Source organism: Actinacidiphila sp. bgisy167, assembly GCF_057707665.1.
On sequence record NZ_JBYIQP010000013.1, the window covers coordinates 50,943 to 67,134 of the forward strand.

At 71.9% G+C, this 16,192-nt stretch carries 14 protein-coding genes and 2 tRNA genes; 4 read left to right on the top strand and 12 right to left on the bottom strand.

The features are described 5' to 3' along the window. The first annotated feature begins 97 nt into the window (after window positions 1–97). Window positions 98–508 (top strand): Fur family transcriptional regulator, encoded by a 411-nt coding sequence (locus tag AC3ET4_RS07745; RefSeq protein ID WP_431947319.1) that lies wholly within the window; start codon window positions 98–100, stop codon window positions 506–508. Here AC3ET4_RS07745 and AC3ET4_RS07750 read toward each other — a convergent pair. From AC3ET4_RS07750 to AC3ET4_RS07770, 5 genes are all read right to left on the bottom strand, one after another. Next, window positions 478–1,743 carry a hypothetical protein gene (locus AC3ET4_RS07750; RefSeq protein ID WP_431947321.1) on the bottom strand — a complete coding sequence of 422 codons (1,266 nt, stop codon included), beginning with the start codon at window positions 1,741–1,743 and terminating at the stop codon, window positions 478–480. The genes AC3ET4_RS07745 and AC3ET4_RS07750 overlap by 31 nt on opposite strands. A gap of 200 nt (window positions 1,744–1,943) precedes the next feature. Further along, window positions 1,944–2,017 (bottom strand) — tRNA-Met (locus AC3ET4_RS07755). A 51-nt stretch (window positions 2,018–2,068) separates the two neighbouring features. Continuing rightward, the gene (locus AC3ET4_RS07760) at window positions 2,069–3,931 is read right to left on the bottom strand and encodes a tetratricopeptide repeat protein (protein WP_431947323.1); all 1,863 of its coding nucleotides are present in this window, start codon (window positions 3,929–3,931) and stop codon (window positions 2,069–2,071) included. A gap of 199 nt (window positions 3,932–4,130) precedes the next feature. After that, window positions 4,131–4,204: transfer RNA gene (locus tag AC3ET4_RS07765), tRNA-Met, on the bottom strand. Window positions 4,205–4,243: 39 nt separating this feature from the next. Then, window positions 4,244–7,102, bottom strand: a complete 2,859-nt coding sequence (locus AC3ET4_RS07770) for a UPF0182 family membrane protein (protein WP_431947416.1) — start codon at window positions 7,100–7,102, stop codon at window positions 4,244–4,246. A 145-nt stretch (window positions 7,103–7,247) separates the two neighbouring features. On the opposite strand from AC3ET4_RS07770, the gene AC3ET4_RS07775 reads away from it, so the two are divergent. Continuing rightward, window positions 7,248–7,802 (top strand): PPA1309 family protein, encoded by a 555-nt coding sequence (locus AC3ET4_RS07775; RefSeq protein WP_431947325.1) that lies wholly within the window; start codon window positions 7,248–7,250, stop codon window positions 7,800–7,802. Between the two features lie 57 nt (window positions 7,803–7,859). Here AC3ET4_RS07775 and AC3ET4_RS07780 read toward each other — a convergent pair whose 3' ends face one another. The 4 genes from AC3ET4_RS07780 to AC3ET4_RS07795 form a co-directional block, all read right to left on the bottom strand. Next, entirely contained in the window at window positions 7,860–8,927 is a 1,068-nt protein-coding gene (locus AC3ET4_RS07780) for a YlbL family protein (RefSeq protein ID WP_431947327.1), read from the bottom strand. A 43-nt stretch (window positions 8,928–8,970) separates the two neighbouring features. Then, entirely contained in the window at window positions 8,971–9,138 is a 168-nt protein-coding gene (locus AC3ET4_RS07785) for a hypothetical protein (protein ID WP_431947329.1), read from the bottom strand. Window positions 9,139–9,308: 170 nt separating this feature from the next. Continuing rightward, complete coding sequence (locus AC3ET4_RS07790) at window positions 9,309–9,767, bottom strand: molybdenum cofactor biosynthesis protein MoaE (protein WP_431947331.1); 459 nt, start codon at window positions 9,765–9,767, stop codon at window positions 9,309–9,311. Between the two features lie 58 nt (window positions 9,768–9,825). Further along, entirely contained in the window at window positions 9,826–10,929 is a 1,104-nt protein-coding gene (locus AC3ET4_RS07795) for an SDR family oxidoreductase (RefSeq protein ID WP_431947333.1), read from the bottom strand. A 127-nt stretch (window positions 10,930–11,056) separates the two neighbouring features. Here AC3ET4_RS07795 and AC3ET4_RS07800 point away from each other — a divergent pair, with 127 nt between their 5' ends. Beyond that, complete coding sequence (locus AC3ET4_RS07800; protein WP_431947335.1) at window positions 11,057–12,493, top strand: zinc-dependent metalloprotease; 1,437 nt, start codon at window positions 11,057–11,059, stop codon at window positions 12,491–12,493. Beyond that, window positions 12,490–13,017: an NUDIX hydrolase gene (locus tag AC3ET4_RS07805; protein ID WP_431947337.1), complete on the top strand. Its 528-nt coding sequence runs from the start codon at window positions 12,490–12,492 to the stop codon at window positions 13,015–13,017. Before AC3ET4_RS07800 ends, AC3ET4_RS07805 begins: the two co-directional genes overlap by 4 nt. Window positions 13,018–13,054: 37 nt before the next feature. On the opposite strand, the gene AC3ET4_RS07810 is transcribed toward AC3ET4_RS07805, so the two are convergent. Genes AC3ET4_RS07810 through AC3ET4_RS07820 form a run of 3 tightly spaced genes read right to left on the bottom strand, consistent with a single transcriptional unit; the run spans window position 13,055 to window position 16,161 of the window. Further along, window positions 13,055–13,816 carry an AIM24 family protein gene (locus AC3ET4_RS07810; RefSeq protein WP_431947339.1) on the bottom strand — a complete coding sequence of 254 codons (762 nt, stop codon included), beginning with the start codon at window positions 13,814–13,816 and terminating at the stop codon, window positions 13,055–13,057. Between the two features lie 16 nt (window positions 13,817–13,832). After that, window positions 13,833–14,516, bottom strand: coding sequence for an AIM24 family protein (locus AC3ET4_RS07815; protein ID WP_431947340.1), 684 nt, complete (start codon window positions 14,514–14,516; stop codon window positions 13,833–13,835). Between the two features lie 13 nt (window positions 14,517–14,529). Next, a complete protein-coding gene (locus AC3ET4_RS07820; RefSeq protein WP_431947342.1) occupies window positions 14,530–16,161 on the bottom strand; it encodes a TerD family protein in 1,632 nt (543 codons plus the stop codon). Between the last annotated feature and the right edge of the window lie 31 nt (window positions 16,162–16,192).

A 16,192-nucleotide genomic window follows, 5' to 3' on the forward strand; every position in this document is an offset into this window, starting at 1 on the left:
GACAGAGTCCAAATCAAGAAGAGCAACAATCTCGTACTCGGTCGGAACACGGACCGCCGCTGATAAGCTGTTCACATCCCACTGATAGGTGAAACGGATGAGTGACCTGCTGGAACGACTGCGCGGCCGCGGATGGCGCATGACCGCGCAGCGGCGCGTCGTGGCTGAGGTGCTCGACGGCGACCACGTGCACCTCACCGCCGACGAGGTGCACGCCCGGGCGGCCGCCCGACTGCCCGAGATCTCCCGGGCGACCGTCTACAACACCCTGGGCGAGCTGGTGTCGCTCGGCGAGGTCATGGAAGTCGCCACCGACGGCCGCGCCAAGCGCTACGACCCCAACACCCGGCGCCCGCACCAGCACCTGGTGTGCTCCGACTGCGGCACCATCCGGGACGTCCACCCGCACGGCAATCCGCTGGCGGACCTGCCCGACGCCGAGCGCTTCGGCTTCACCGTCTCCGATGTGGAGGTCACCTACCGGGGCCTGTGCCCCGACTGCGCCTGACGCCGCGCCGCCCGGCTCACCCGTTCGGCGGCTTTCCGCACCCCCGGCTCCGGGTGAGTGCGCCCCAGCTGCAGCGTGGCCTCCGGCACCTGCCCGGCCACCTTGGCGAGCGCCTCGAAGGCGTCCCTGGCCACCCCTTCGTCCGGGTCCGCGGTCAGCGGCGCCACCGTCCCCAGCAGGTCCCCCCGCGGGGCGAGCCGGGCCGCAGCGCGCAGCGCGGCCCGGCGCACCGCCGGCGGCCACGGGGCCCGGGCCTCACGCGCCAGTCGCAGCAGCAGCGGCACGTCCGAGGCGTCACCGCACTCCCCCAGGCCCGTCACCAGTCCGGCCACCAGCCGCGGCGGACTCTGCGGGCCGCAGCGCAGCAGCTGCCTGCGGTACGCCGGCGCGGGCGGCTCGCCCCTGCTGTACAGCCGCCAGCGGGCCTGCGCCCGCACGATCCGCGCCGGATCGGCCAGCGACGCGGTCAGCCGGGCCGCCGGCACATCGTCGGGCAGCGCCGCGACCGCCAGCTCCCGCACGGCCGCCGAGCGGGCCCACAGCAACCGCCCGGCCTGGTCCGGATCCATCCGCAGCAACCGCTCCGCGCACAGACTCCGGCACACCTGGTCCGGATCCCGCAACGCCGTGCGCACCAGGTCCCCGCGGACGAACGCGCCCAGTTCCAGGGCCAGCTCGACCCCGAACCGCCGGGTCTGCGGGTCGGCGTCGGCCGCCAGCGCCCGCACCGCACGCCGCCCCTCAGGAGCCGCCAGCACCCCGCGGTACGCCTCAGCGGTGTGCGCCGCCCGGCTCCGTCCCCGCATCCTCAGCAGGATCCGTAGGGCCGCGGCGGCCTCGTCCGGGGCGGTACGGCGCAGCAGCGCAGCCAGGGCGCGGTCGCGAACCTGGTCCACCCAGTCAGCCGTCCGCAGCGCGAGCGCGGACGCCACCACCGGTCCGCCGTGCACTGCCAGCTTCTCCACAGCGGCCTGCCGGGTCCTGCCGTCCCTGTCCATCGCCGCCAGCAGCAACCGCAGCGGTTCGCTCTCGCCCGGCGCTAGGGGCGGGCCCTCCTGGACCCGGGCGGCGCGGTCCAGCAGCAGCCACAGCCGGGGCGGCGCCGCGGCCAACGCCTTCAGCGCCGCCGCCCGGTCGTAGCCGGCGCCCGCGTCCCCGGCGGCGCCCCGCAGCTCTCGCAGCAGCTCCGCCATGTCCGATGCCGCGCACAGCCGACCCCACCGCGTCACATCCATGCGTTCCGCCGGCCGCCGCTCACGCCGCCTGCGCAGCACACCGCCTCCTCGCGCCGCCCGAGTGCCTGCCCTCAGCATCGCGCGCCGGCGCCGGCCGGCCCAGGAGCGTCCACGGCCTTTTGCCCGAACCATGCCGGGGCTGTACCGAACACATAGGAGAAGGGCCCGGAAGCCTTGGCTTCCGGGCCCTTCTCCTTCAGTAGCGGGGACAGGATTTGAACCTGCGACCTCTGGGTTATGAGCCCAGCGAGCTACCGAGCTGCTCCACCCCGCGTCGTTGTGTTCGTAACTGTAGCCCTCCTGCCCTGAGCAGCGCAAATCGCTTTCACGCGGAGAGCTCGTGCTCCAGGGCATCGGTCAGCCGGGCCGCCCGCTCGGCCACCTCGGCGGGGCCGCACTCCACGGCACGCGCGCACCATGCCTTGGCGTCCGCCAGCTGTCCGTGCCGCGCGGCCAGCAGGGCCAGCCGCAGCGCGGCCCGTCCGTGCCCCGCGTCGGCGGCGCGGGTCCACCACAGGGCCGCCTCCGGTTCCGCGCCCTCGCGCGCGAGGAGCAGCCCGAGGTTGAAGGCCCCGTTGCGGCTGCCGCCCTCGGCGGCCTCCCGGTACCAGTGGGCGGCGTCGACGACGTCCCCGCGCTTGGCGGCGCACATGCCGAGCCGCACCTGGGCGCGGCGGTGCCCTTGGCCGGCGGCACGGGCGTACCACTCCTCGGCCTCGGCGGCGGCCTCCGGCGTCTCCCGGGCATCCAGGAGTGCGCCGAGCCGGAAGGCGGCCTCGGGGCTGCCGCCGCCCGCGGCGCAGCGCAGGTGGCGTTCGGCGCCGTGGGTGTCGCCCTCCTTCTGCAGCGCGATGGCGACCTGGAGCGCGGCCTCACCGTGTCCGCTGGCCGCCGCGCGCTCGTACCAGCTGCGCGCGGTGGCGTCGTCGCCCCGCCCGGCGTGCAGGATCCCGAGGTTGAAGGCGGCGTCCACGCTGCCCGCCTCCGCGGCCTTGGAGAACCACGGCTCGGCGCCCGCCGCGTCGCCGCGCTGCAGCAGCAGCACGGCGAGCGCGTTGGCGGCCTCGCGGTGCCCGGTGTAGGCGGCCTTGCGGTACCACTGCTCGGCCTGGGTCGTGCGGCCCTGGCCGGCGCAGAGCAGACCCAGGTTGAAGGCGCCGTTGACGTCTCCCGCCTCGAGAGCGGCCCGGTACCAGCGCTCGGCTGTCTGGGTCTCGCCCTCCTGGGCGTGCAGGGCCCCCAGGGCGTTGGCGGCGTTGCCGTCACCGGCGTTGGCGGCCCGCCGCCACCAGGTGGCGGCGCCGTCGACGTCGCCGGCGTCGCGCAGCAGGAAGCCCAGCGCACAGGCGGCGCGCGGCTCGCCGTCACGGGCCGCGGTCAGATACCAGCGCTTGGCCTCCTCGAACTCGCCGCGCTCCTCAAGGAGCGTGCCGAGGCGGAGGGCGGCTCTGCGGTGCCGCCGGGCGGCGGCCTGCCGGTACCACTGCTCGGCCTCGCGCTCCTCGCCCCGCTCGGCGCAGATCCCGGCGAGCCGGTAGGCGGCCTCGCGGTGGCCGTGCTCGGCGGCCGCGTGGAACCAGCGCTCGGCGCCGACGTCGCGCCGGTGGTCCAGGAGGTCGGCCAGCGCGTACGCGCCCAGGGCGTGCCCGGACTCGGCGGCCTGGCGCAGCCAGTACTCGGCGCCGGGCTCGTCGCCGCGTTCACGGAAGTGCCGGCCGAGCGCGTGCGCGGCCGGGGCGGATCCGGCGACCGCGGCGATCCGCCACCAGGCGGCCGCCTCGTCGGCGTAGCCGCGCTGGTGCAGTAGCAGGCCCAGGTTGTTGGCGGCGGGACGGTCCCCTCCGCCCGCGGCGGCGCGCAGATGGGGCTCGGCGCCCTCCAGGTCGCCGCGCCGCAGCAGCATGGTGCCCAGCACGCTCATGGCGCCGATGTCACCGCGTTCGGCGGCCCGCCGGTGGCGCGCCTCGAGTTCGGCCTCCTCGCGGGCCTCCAGGGTCTCCTGGTCGGGGAGTTCGGACTCGATGAGGCGCTCGTCGTCGAGGCCGCCCACGCGCGGGCCGGGCAGCAGGTCGGCGACGGTGGGCGCGAGCGCGGCGCCGGACGCGGGCAGGGCTGCCCGCCTCGCCGACCCGCGATCCCGGATCTGACGAGTGCTCAGCAGGCTTGCACCGTCCCCCATGAGGTCCATCGTCGCATCACCCGTACCCGGAGTACACCTGGTATGCGGCAAACCTGCAGGGTTCAGCCGATCCAGTCGGTCATGTCATAGGTCACTACAGCGTTTTGTCGACTTCCCGACATGATGCCAACCGAAACCTCAGCGTTATCAATTCCCCCATACAAGTGAAAGGGCCCGGAGTCTATTGACTCCGGGCCCTTTCCTGCAGTAGCGGGGACAGGATTTGAACCTGCGACCTCTGGGTTATGAGCCCAGCGAGCTACCGAGCTGCTCCACCCCGCGTCGGTGAAACAACCGTACCACGACGCGGGGTGGGCCCCCTCATCCCGTCTTCTCCGCCTCCTGCGCCCGCTTCAGGGCGTCGGCGAGGTCCTTCTGCGCCTGGCCGTAGGCGCCCCAGTCGCCCTCCCTGAGCGCCTTCTGGCCCGCCTCGTACGCCTGCTGGGCGTCCTCGAGGGCCTGGGCGACGGTCGCGTCGCCCGCGGCCGGCGGTTCGGTTCCCCCGCCGTCGCCCGAGTCCGGGGGCGGCGGCGGCTTCTCGCCGTCCACCCCGAAGACCGCGTCGAGCGCCTGCCCGAGCGTGTCCTCGAACTCGGTCTGGCCGCCGTAGCTCACCAGCACCTTCTTCAGCAGCGGGTAGTTGGTGCCGGCGCCGCGTACGTAGACCGGCTCCACGTAGAGCAGCCCGCCGTCGAGGGGCACGGTCAGCAGGTTGCCGTACTCGACCTCGGAGTCGCCGCCCTTGAGCAACCTGATCTTCTCCGCCACATCGGGGTCGGAGTTGAACTGGCTCTGCACCTGCTGCGGGCCCGACACCGTGGTGTTCGAGGGCAGCTTCAGCACCCTGATCGCACCGTAGTCCGCGCTCTTGGCGTCGGCGTCGACCGCCATGAAGGCGCTGAGGTTCTCGCGCTTGTTCGGCGTGAAGGTCGTCGTGAGCGAGAACACCTGCGCGTTCTGGTCGGGCATCTTCAGGCTCAGGTAGTACGGCGGCACCGACTTCCCGGTCTTCGCGGCCGGGTCGTTGGGAACCTCCCACACCTCACTGCCGCTGTAGAAGGTCGACGCCTTGGTGATGTGGTAGCGCGTCAGCAGCTCACGCTGCACCTTGAACAGGTCCTGCGGGTAGCGCAGGTGCGCCATCAGCGTGTCGCTGATCGCCGTCCTGGGCTCGACCGTGCCGGGGAAGGCCTTCATCCAGGTCTTCAGCACCGGGTCCTTGGTGTCCCACTGGTAGAGCGTGACCTTGCCGCTGTACGCGTCGACGGTCGCCTTCACCGAGTTGCGGATGTAGTTGACCTGGTTCTGCTGCGCCAGCACGGCGCGCTGCCCGTCGGTCAGCGAGTCCGCGGTGGTGTCGCCGAGCGTGGTGCGCGAGGAGTACGGGTAGCCGTTGCTCGTCGTGTAGGCGTCCACGATCCAGACGACGCGGCCGTCGACGATCGCCGGGTAGGAGTCGCCGTCGATCGTCAGCCAGGGCGCGACCGCCTCGACCCGCTCCTTGGGCATGCGGTTGTACAGGATCTGCGAGTCGTCGCCTACGGCGCCGGAGTAGAAGATCTGCGGCTCGCCGAAGGCCACCGCGTAGGCGAGGCGGGTCACCGGGTTCTTCAGTGCGACACCGCTCTTGCCGGTGTAGGTGTACGACTTCTCGCCCTGGTCGTCGGTGATGTAGTCGATCTCCGGCGTGGACTTGTCGCCGACGATCGACCACTGCTTGGTCTGCTCGCCGTAGTAGATCCGCTGCTGGTACGTCCCGAGGTCGCCCTTGGTCGGCAGGTTGTACTCGATGAAGTCCGGCTCGCCGCTGGAGGTCGTGGTGGTGCCCTTGGCCGCCACCACGCCGTAGCCGTGGGTGTACTTGAAGTGGTCGTTGATCCAGCTGTGCTGCGGGATGCCCTCGAGGTTCAGCTCCCGCAGGCCCACCACCGTGTCCTGCTCCTTGCCGTCGATCGTGTACCGGTCGACGTCGAGCGTGGACGGGAAGGCGTAGTAGCCGCGCACCTTCTGCAGCTGCTGGTACGTCGGCGAGACCACGTTCGGGTCCAGGAGCCGGATCGACGCGGCCGTGTCGGCGTCGCTGCGCAGCTTCTCCTTGTCGTCGCCGCTCGTGCCCGAGTAATCCGTCACCTCGGTGTGGTCGATGCCGTACGCCTCACGCGTGGCGTCGATGTTCTTCTGGATGTACGGCTGCTCCTTGGCGGCCTCGTTCGGCTGCACCTGGAACTTCTGCACGATCGCCGGGTACAGGCCGCCGATCAGGATCGCCGACAGCACCATGAGGCCGAAGCCGATCAGCGGCAGCGACCAGGTGCGCCGCCACAAGGTGGCGAAGAACAGCAGCGCGCAGATGATGGCGATGGCGAACAGGATCGTCTTGGCCGGCAGATAGGCGTTGGCGTCCACGAACCGCAGACCCGTCCAGTCGTTCGACCTGAGGTTGCCGGACTTCACCGCGAGCGAGTAGCGGTCCAGCCAGTACGCCACCGCCTTCAGGGTGACGAACAGTCCCAGCAGCACCGACAGGTGCCCGGTCGCCGCCGCCGTGGCCCGGCCGCCCGGGGAGGTGATCCGCAGGCCCCCGTACAGGTAGTGCACCAGCACCGCCGCCAGCAGCGACAGCACGACGGCCGCGAAGCCGAAGCTCAGCAGGAAGCGGTACCAGGGCAGGTCGAAGGCGTAGAAGGCGACGTCGACGTGGAACTGCGGGTCCTTGGTGCCGAACGGGGTGGAGTTCGTCCACATCAGCCATGTGCGCCACTGGCTGGAGGCGGACGCCCCCGCGATCAGCCCCACCAGCGCGCAGACGGTGAGCAGCACCCACTTCTTGTAGGGGGCGATGCCCATGCGGTAGCGGTCGAGGTTCTGCTGCTCCATGGACATCGCGCTCAGCGGCGGGCGGAGCCGGTGCGCGAGGTACACGTTGACGCCGACGGCCGCGGCCATCAGCAGGCCGAAGACGAAGAACAGTCCGATCTTCGTCCACAGTGTGGTGGTGAAGACCGAGGAATAGTGGACGGAGCGATACCACAGCCAGTCGGTCCAGAAGCCCGAGAACATGACGAAGGCCATGGCCAGCACGGCCAGCAGCCCCAGGGTCATGAGCAGTGTCCGGGCTCGCCGCGACGGGCGGCCCACTCTGATCCGCGGCCCGTGCGGACCCCCGCCGCGGTCCGGCATCTGGAATACCAAGGTGCGCACCTCGAAGTGTCGGTCTCCGTCGGACGCCGTCTCAGCGCCCATAGATGCAACTTACTCAGCCTTTACACAGTTCCCCAAGGCTCCCGATTGGGGAGCGGGTCACAGAACAGGCAGGATGTCGAGCATGTCCAACACCACCTCCGAGGGTGCGCCGCTCGCCGCGAACCCGCTCACCCGTGCCGTCCTGGAGATCGACGACTATGCGTCCGGCCTGGGCTGGGACCAGCCCGCCCGGCTGTTCGCCCTGGTCGACACCGCGGCGCTGCGCGCCCAGGAGCCGAAACTCGCCGAGGAGCTCGGCCTCGGTGACGACAGCGCCGCCGGGTTGACCCCGATCGAGCAGGACGAGCTTCCGCCCGGCGCAGCGCTGGACGAGTTCCTCGCCACCATCGCCTGGCCGGGCGTCGTCAGCGGCTGCGCCCTCACCGTGGAGCGGCTGATGCTGCCGCCGTCCGCGGAGCAGTCCATCCCCGAGGGGCTGGACGACGCCGCGCTGGCTCGCTGGGTCGCCGCGCACCCCGACCGGCAGGAGGTCCGTATGACGGTGGGCGTGCTGCGTGACGGCTCGAGGGAGTCCGCGGTGCGGCTGCGCGAGAAGGACTCCCCCACCGAGGTGCTGACCGGCTCCGCGCTGGTGCCCGGACTGGCCGACGCCCTGGCGGCGACCTTCGAGGACTGACGTCCGACGGCCCCGGGGAAGCGCCCCGGGGCCGTCGAACGCGGTCACGCCTGCCGGCTAACCCGTCGTGCAGGAGGGGAGGGCCGACGTCCTGCCCTCGCGGATGTCCTTGAGCGCGTCCAGGGCGCCGTCGATGGTCTTCACCTTGACCAGGGTGAGGCCGCTCGGGGTGTCCGCCGCCGCCTCCGCGCAGTTGTCCGCGGGGGTGAGGAAGTACTCGGCTCCCTTGTCCCGCGCGGCGATCGTCTTCATGTCTATACCGCCGATGGGACCCACCCTCCCCTCGTCGTCGATCGTCCCGGTGCCCGCGATGAACGTGCCGCCGGTGAGGTCCTGGGGGGTGAGCTTGTCGATGATGCCCAGCGCGAACATCAGGCCGGCGCTCGGGCCGCCGACGTCCGCCAGCTTGATGTCGATCTTGAACGGGAAGGTGTGCTCGACCCCGGCCTGGATGCCCACGATCGCCCGGGGTGCTCCGTCGTCGTCCGATGCGCCCGTGGTGATCCTCACGTCCCGGGACGCGTCGCCTTTCGCTCCCTCGGGCACCACCGTGAAGACGACCGTCTGCCCCGGCTGATGCCTGGTGACCAGCTCGGCGACATCGCCCGCCGCCTTGACCGGCCGGCCGTCCACCGCCTTGATCACATCGCCGGCATGGAGCACGCCCTCGGCCGGGGCGCCCTTGACCACGGTGGAGACGATCACCCGGGAGCCGACGGGTATGCCGAGCTGCTCCAGGGCCGCGACCTTGGCGCTGTCCTGGGACTGGGTGAACTCCTCGGCGTTCTCCTGGTCGGCCTGCTCAGCCGTCTGCCCCTTTGGGTAGAGGGTGTCGTGCTCGACGACCTTCTGGTCGTGCGCCAGCCAGCCGACGACCGCCTCGACGAGGTTCATCGAGTAGTCCGCGCTCGTCACCCGCACCGTGGTCATGTTGAGATGACCGCTGGTCGGGTACGTCTTGTGCCCGGAAATCTGCAGCACCGGATCCCCGCCGTGCGACCCGAGCGTGTTGACCGTGGGCCCCGGGGACATCTCCGCGTACGGGACGGGCCACAGCAGGGCCCCGCACAGCAGCGCTATCAGGGTCAGGGTCGATGCGAGCAGCGTCGCGGTGCGGCGTGGCATGGAACGACAGTACGGTACGGGACCCCCGGCCGCCCCGTGGGCCTCAGGCCCGTCCGCCCGATCCGGTGCGCTGCATGGCCTCGCGGAAGCGCTCGTAGTCGGCGAGCGAGGCGCCGTCACCGGTGGAGCGCGTACGCGCCGCCCAGCTTCCCCAGACAGCCGCGGCGATCGCGGCGACCAACGGGATGAGCAACCATGCGAGCGCTGCCACTTCGGCCTCCCGGACGCGCATGCCGATCAGAAACTATGAGCAGACTAATCTTCTGCTGCTACAACGTTCAGAGCGGGTCGCAGGTTACGCAACCCCAGGTGGGCCACTCAGTGGGCCGCCGGGCGCTGGAGCCGCGGGACGGACGACGGGCGCAGTCGCCGCGCGGTGGGTCATCGGGCGCAGGCGCCGACCCACTCCTCGGTGCCGTCGGCGAAGGCCTGGTGCTTCCAGATGGGGACCTCGCGCTTGAGGTCGTCGATCAGCCGCCGGCAGGCGGCGAACGCCTCGGCGCGGTGCGGGCAGGAGACGGCGACGACCACCGCGAGGTCGCCGACCCGCAGATCGCCCACCCGGTGGACGGCGGCCAGGGCCCTGACCGGGAAGTCCGCCGCGACCTTCTCCGCGACGCGGCGCAGCTCCGCCTCCGCGCTGGGGTGCGCGGAGTAGCCGAGCCCGGTCACCGCTGCGTCCGAGGGACCGTCGTGATCACGAACGGTGCCGACGAACAGCGCGGTGCCCCCGGCGGAGTCGTGTCCCACCGCGCGGAAGACCTCGTCGACGGACAGCTCGGTGTCCCGGATCGCGATGAGCCGGAGGGGTTCGTCGTGCGTCTGTGCCATGCGGCTCATGCTGCCCCATCGTCCGCCCTGAGCAAACCCCCACCGGAACGCGTCGGACCGGCGCCCCTCAGACACCGCGGCGCCGGCGCGCCCTGCGCACCATCGCCGCCGTGCCGACCAGGGCCACCGTCGCGCCGGCGGCGCCGAGTGTGGCGGCGTCCTTGCGCCCCAGGCGCCGCCCGACGACGGAGTTGCGGCCGGAGACCTCCTCCAGCAGGACCGCCAGCACCTCCTCGTTGGTCCACTTCGGCCGCCAGCCCGACTCGTGCAGCCGACTGCCGCTGACCACCCAGGGATGCATGGTGTACGCCAGATCACCCGCCGGTGAGGGGGTCAGGCCCAGCCGGTGCAGCCGGGAGGCCGCTCCGAGCGCCACCGCGGGAGGCAGCTCCATGCGGCGGATGCCCGAGAGCTCCTCGACCTCCTCCTGCTCCAGCCAGCCGTCGCAGCCCACGGCCATCTCGCCGTCGACCCTCTCCAGCGCCGCGTGCTCCAGCGCCGTCACCAGGTCGTCCACGTGGCAGAACTGCCAGCAGGGGCGGCTGCCGCCCACCACCAGCAGGCGCGGCGACTCGAAGTACCGGGTGAGCGCGGTGTCGGTGCCGCCGACCAGGACGGCCGGGCGCAGGATGGTCACGTTGAGGCCGGGGTGGGCGCGGGGGGCGCGCTTGCCGAGCCGCTCGATCTCCAGCAGGTCGCCCACGAAGGACGCCTCCGCCGTCGCGCGCAGCGGCGCGTCCTCGGCGAGCGGGACGTCGTTGTCCGCGTGGGCGCCGTAGACCATGGCCGAGGTGCACAGCACCACGCGCCGCACGCCCGCGGCGGCCGCCGCGGTGAGCACCGTCTGGGTGCCGCGCACATTGAAGGCGCTGCGCGCCCTGGGGTCGGACTCCAGGTCCAGGTCGAGCGCGAGATGGACGACGACGTCCACACCGCGCAGCCGCTCGGCGATCGCCGGGTCCCGTACGTCGAGCACCGCCCACTGGGCGCCGGGGACGTCGCCGCGGCGCTCGTCGATCGCCACGACCCTCTTGACCTGGTCGGTGCCGGCCAGCCGCTGGGCCAGCCGCAGGCCGACCCCGGAGGCGGCGCCGGTGACGGCGACCACCGGTCCGGCGGGGGCCCTGCCGCCGCTCCGCTCTGGGCGAACGGTCGGTTCTGGGGAACTCACCAGGTGTCTCCCACGGTTGTCTCTGGTACCGGTGCGCGGCCCGCAACCGCGGTCCGTACGCAGCCATCCTGCCTGACGGGTGTCTAGGCTGGAGGTACAGCCCACAACACACAGAGCCGAGGAAACCGTGAGCGACATCCCATTCGGATTCGGAGTCCCTCCCGAGGAGCCCGAGGAAGGGGACGACAGCAGGAAGCCGGGCGGTTCCGGCGGCTCCCGGGGACCGGCTGATCCCTTCGGCTTCGGCGGCCAGAACCCCTTCGGCGGCCCGGGCGGGGACAACCCCTTCGCCGCGATGTTCGGCTCGCTCAACCCCAACGAGTTGGGCGCGGCCTTCCAGCAGCTGGGCCAGATGCTCTCGTACGAGGGCGGCCCGGTGAACTGGGACATGGCCAAAGACATCGCCCGGCAGACGGTCGCGCAGGGCGCCGAGGGAGGGTCGAAGGACGTCAGCGTGGGGGCCGCCGACCGCGCCAAGGTGCAGGAGGCGCTGCGGCTGGCCGATCTGTGGCTCGACGGGGTGACGTCGATGCCCTCCGGCGCCGCATCCGCCGTGGCGTGGAGCCGCGCCGAATGGGTCGAGGCGACCCTGCCCGTGTGGAAGGAGCTGGTCGACCCGGTCGCCGAGCGTGTCGGCACGGCGATGGGCGACGTGCTGCCCGAGGAGATGCAGGCCATGGCCGGCCCGCTGCTGGGCATGATGCGCTCCATGGGCGGCGCGATGTTCGGCAGCCAGATCGGGCAGGCGCTCGGCACCCTCGCCGGCGAGGTCGTGGGTCCGACCGACATCGGCCTGCCGCTCGGCCCGGTCGGCAAGGCGGCCCTGCTCCCCCTCAACGTGGAGGCCTTCGGCCAGGGACTGAGCGTGCCCGAGGACGAGGTCCGGCTCTATCTGGCGCTGCGCGAGGCGGCACACCAGCGGCTGTTCGCCCATGTGCCGTGGCTGCGGGCACACCTGTTCGGCGCCGTCGAGGGGTACGCCCGCGGCATCAAGGTGGACACCTCGAAGCTGGAGGACGCGGTCGGCCGGCTCGATCCGTCGAACCCCGAGGCGCTCCAGGAGGCCCTGCAGCAGGGCATGTTCCAGCCCGAGGACACCCCGGCTCAGAAGGCGGCGCTGGCCCGGCTGGAGACGGCCCTGGCCCTCGTGGAGGGCTGGGTGGACGCGGTCGTGCACGCCGCCGCCGCCCCGCACCTGCCATCGGCCGGCGCGCTGCGCGAGACCCTGCGCCGCCGCCGGGCGAGCGGGGGCCCCGCCGAGCAGACCTTCGCCACACTGATCGGCCTGGAGCTGCGGCCCCGGCGGCTGCGGGACGCCTCCCGGCTGTGGGCCTCACTCACCGACGCCCGTGGCGTCGACGGGCGAGACGGGCTGTGGGCGCACCCCGACATGCTGCCGACCGCGAGTGATCTGGACGACCCCGACGGCTTCGTGCACCGCGAGCAGCTGGACTTCTCCGAACTCGACAGGATCCTCGGCGAGGCCGCCGGAGGACACGTGCAGGACGTCCCGCGCGACGAGGGCAAGGGCGGCAGCGAGGGCAAGGGCGACGAGGAGAAGTGAGCCTGTACGACGACGCCCTGCGCGTCCTGAAGGGCTGGTCCGCGCCCGACACGAGCCAGGACCAGCTGCGGCAGACCTACCTCGCGCACCTGGAGACGCACCCGGACGCCATGTGGAAGGCGTGCGCCGAGGGCCACATCACGGGCAGCGCCCTGGTGGTGGACCCGGAGCGCGGGCGGGTGCTGCTGACCCTGCACAAGAAGCTCGGGATGTGGCTGCAGATGGGAGGTCATTGCGAGCCCGGTGACTCCTCGCTGGCCGCGGCCGCGCTGCGCGAGGGCGTGGAGGAGTCGGGCATCGCGGGGCTCACTCTGCTGCGCCCCGAGCCGGTCAACCTCGACAGGCACCTGACGCCGTGCGCGTGGCACCTGGACGTGCAGTACGCGGCTGTGGCTCCGCCCGGCGCGGTGGAGGAGATCAGCGAGGAGTCGCTGGATCTGAGGTGGTTCTCCTACGACGAGGTCGCCGACGTCGCGGACGGTTCCGTCCGGACGCTGCTGGCCCGCACCCGCGCGCTGCTCTGATCTGAGGCGGCGCGCGGGGCGGGACCCGCGGCGGGGCTCAGCGGTTGGTGAAGATGTTGCCCTGGTTCATGCCGTGCGCGCCCTGCTGGCCGAAGCCGTACTGCGCGGCGACACCCCCGCCGATCGGGGCGTTCTGCGGTGGCATCAGTTCGCTGGGCTGCACCAGGACATGGCCCTGGCCGAGGAAGTTGAGCTCCCAGCCCTCACCGGTGTTGCCGCGCCGGCGCCAGACACCGGAGGAGCTGGTCTGCGCCTGCATCTGCACCCGGAGCGAGGACGACCAGGCGACGACCGCGTCGGAGTCGGCGGAGACGTACGCGTCCGGGGTGACGGGCATCAGCAGGGGCTTGCCCGACGTCATCAGCGCCACCTTGCCGTGACCCGAGATGTTGAGGTTGTAGGCGCCGCTGCCGGAGATCCCGAACTGGCTGTCCACGGAGATGACTTCCCAGTGCAGCCCGGAGTCGAGCGCCAGCACATAGGCGCCGTCCACCGTCAGGCCCTCCTGGTCGACATCGACGATGTGGATGTGCTGGGCGAGGTTGGCCAGATAGACCGTGCCCTGCCCGGAGCAGCGCATCAGGTCCAGCCCCTCACCGGTGCGGCGGCGGGCGGAGCGCTGGGCGTGGCTCTGGTACTCGCCGTCGAACTCGATCAGACCCTGGTACGCGACCATGGCGCCCTTGCGGGCCAGGCAGTCGGTGCGGCCGTCGAGCGTGACCCGCAGCAGGTACGGGTTCTGGAGTGCGTACTGTTCCTCGGCCTGGACCTCGGTGTACGCGAAAAGCGGGCTCTGCATGATGTCTCGCTCCCCCTCAGCCCCGGACTCGGAGGCGGTCGGTGCTGTCCTCGCTGGGCTGTACGACGACGAAGCCCTGACCGGAGAAGCCGATCTGGAAGGCCTCGCCGCTGCCGCGCCCGATGAGGGCGGACGCCTTGAAGCTGCGCTTCGCCTTCGTCTTCAGTCCGCTCGACCAGGCCACGAGCGCGTCCGGGTCGACGTAGGTCTCGTCCTCGCCTCGTCCGCAGTCGACCACGACAGGGGTGCCGCGGGAGGTGAGGGCCACCCAGCCGGTGCCCGAGATCCCGACGTTGAACAGTCCCTGGCCCGCGAACTTGGCCAGGCCCTTCACCCGCTCCACACCCCACTGCAGGTGGGCGTCGAAGGCGAGCAGATTGCTGCCGTTGACCGACAGCGCCTCGTTGTCGAGGTAGACGCAGACGACGTCGGCGCCGTAGTCCGCCAGGTACAGCAGCCCGTCGCCGGAGCACTTCATGATCGGCGCCCCCTCGCCGGTGAGCCACTGGGAGGCCATCTGTCGAACGGCGGGCGGGTTGGGCTCGTACTGGACGAAGCCCTCGTAGGCGACCATCGAACCGGTGCGCGCGTAGAGGTCCTGGCCGCTGCTCATGGCCACCTTCAGCATGCTGCTGCCGTGGTTCTCCATGCGGGCGGTGACGGGTGCCGGGGCGTACCCGGAGATCAGTGACTGGTCCATGACGGGCTCCCCCTCAGACCTCGTACGGCTGGACGATGACGAAGTTTCCGGGAGCACCCCTGAACTGCAGGTTCACAGTCTCCCCGCTGTGGCCCGGATAGGCGTTCCTGCGCAGCCGGACCTGGCTGGAGAGCACCACCTGCGAGGCGGCCGACCAGGCGACGATCGCGTTGCTGTCCACATAGGTCGTCGGGGTGACCGGCAGCACCACCGGGGTGCCGTGGGTCTTGACCACGACCGTTCCCGTGCCCTGGAACTGCATGGTGAACAGGGCGCCGCCGGGGATGCCGTGGCCCTCGATGCGGCGGACCTCGTGCTGGAGGGACTCGTCGAAGGCGAGCACGTTCTCCGCGGAGACGCAGATGGCGTCGCCTTGGAGCTCGATGGGGTGCAGATAGGAGGCGTCCTCGGCGAAGAAGACCTGGCCGCGGCCCGTGCAGCGCATCAGCTGCAACTCCTGACCGGTCATGTTGCCGACGACGCGACCGGTGAATCCGGCGCCTTTGTAGCCGAATTCGACCTTGCCCTGGTACAGCACCATGCTGCCCTGCCGGGCGAGCACCGGCTGCCCGCCGGCCTGCCCGAGGTCGGCGCGCATCAGCTTCGGGTTCTGCTGGGTCCAGCGCTGGCCGGTGGGCTGCTCCCGGTACTTCTGCAGAGCGGCCGCGAGTCCGGCGCCGGGCGGCGGCGGGAACTGGCCGGCGCCGGCGTGCGGGGCCTGCGGCGGCTGACCGAAGGCGGGCTGGCCGGGCACGCCCTGACCGGGCATCGGCTGGCCGTACGGGGGTTGGCCGAAGGGCGGTTGACCCGTCTGGCCGGGGGGCGCCGGCGGCGGGACCTGACCGAACGGCGGCTGGCCCGGCGGCGCCTGGGGCGGCGGGACCTGACCGAACGGCGGCTGGCCCGGCGGCGCCTGGGGCGGCGTGGCCGTCGGCGCCACCATGGTGGGGGCTGTGTGCGCGGGCGCGGGGGCCGGCACCGGGGCCGCGGTGGACGGGGTGCCGAAGGCGGGTGCGGGCGGCACGGAGGCCGCCGGGGGCGCGAAGCCCGGCGGGGGCCCGGCCGGGGGCGCGAAGCCCGGTGCGGCCGCGGGCTGTCGCTCCTCGGCCTGCTGCTCCTCGGCGACCTCGCCGCCGAAGTTCTTCAGCAGGGCTTCCAGTCCGCCGTCGAAGCCCTGGCCCACGGCGGCGAACCGCCAGACGTCCTTGAGGTAGAGGTCGGCGAGCATGACGGCACGCTCGGTGCTGAACTCGGCACCCGTGAAGGCGTAGCGGGCGACCTCTTCGCCCCCGGCGACGATCCGCACGTAGCCCGGGCCGATCTGCGACATCTGCCCGGCGCCGTCGATCGTCGCGGTGAAGCTCAGCTTCTGGATCCGGGCGGGGATCCGGTCCAGCGTCACCCGGAAGGACTCGGTGTCCCCGGCCTGCGGCCCCAGCTGCTGAATCGCCTCCTCGGGCGACTTGGGCTGGTTGTAGAAGACGAAGTAGCGGTCGTCGGAGAGTCGTTCTTCGGCGTCCAGCCCGAAGCAGCTGATGTCGAAGCCGAGAGCGGGGCCGCTGATCTGCACACCGATGTACAGATCCGTTCCCGCGGTCAGGTCACTGATCTTGGCCTTGTGGCCGCGCTGGAATTCCCTGGCCATCTCTGAGGACCGTCCCCCCGTCCGTATGTGC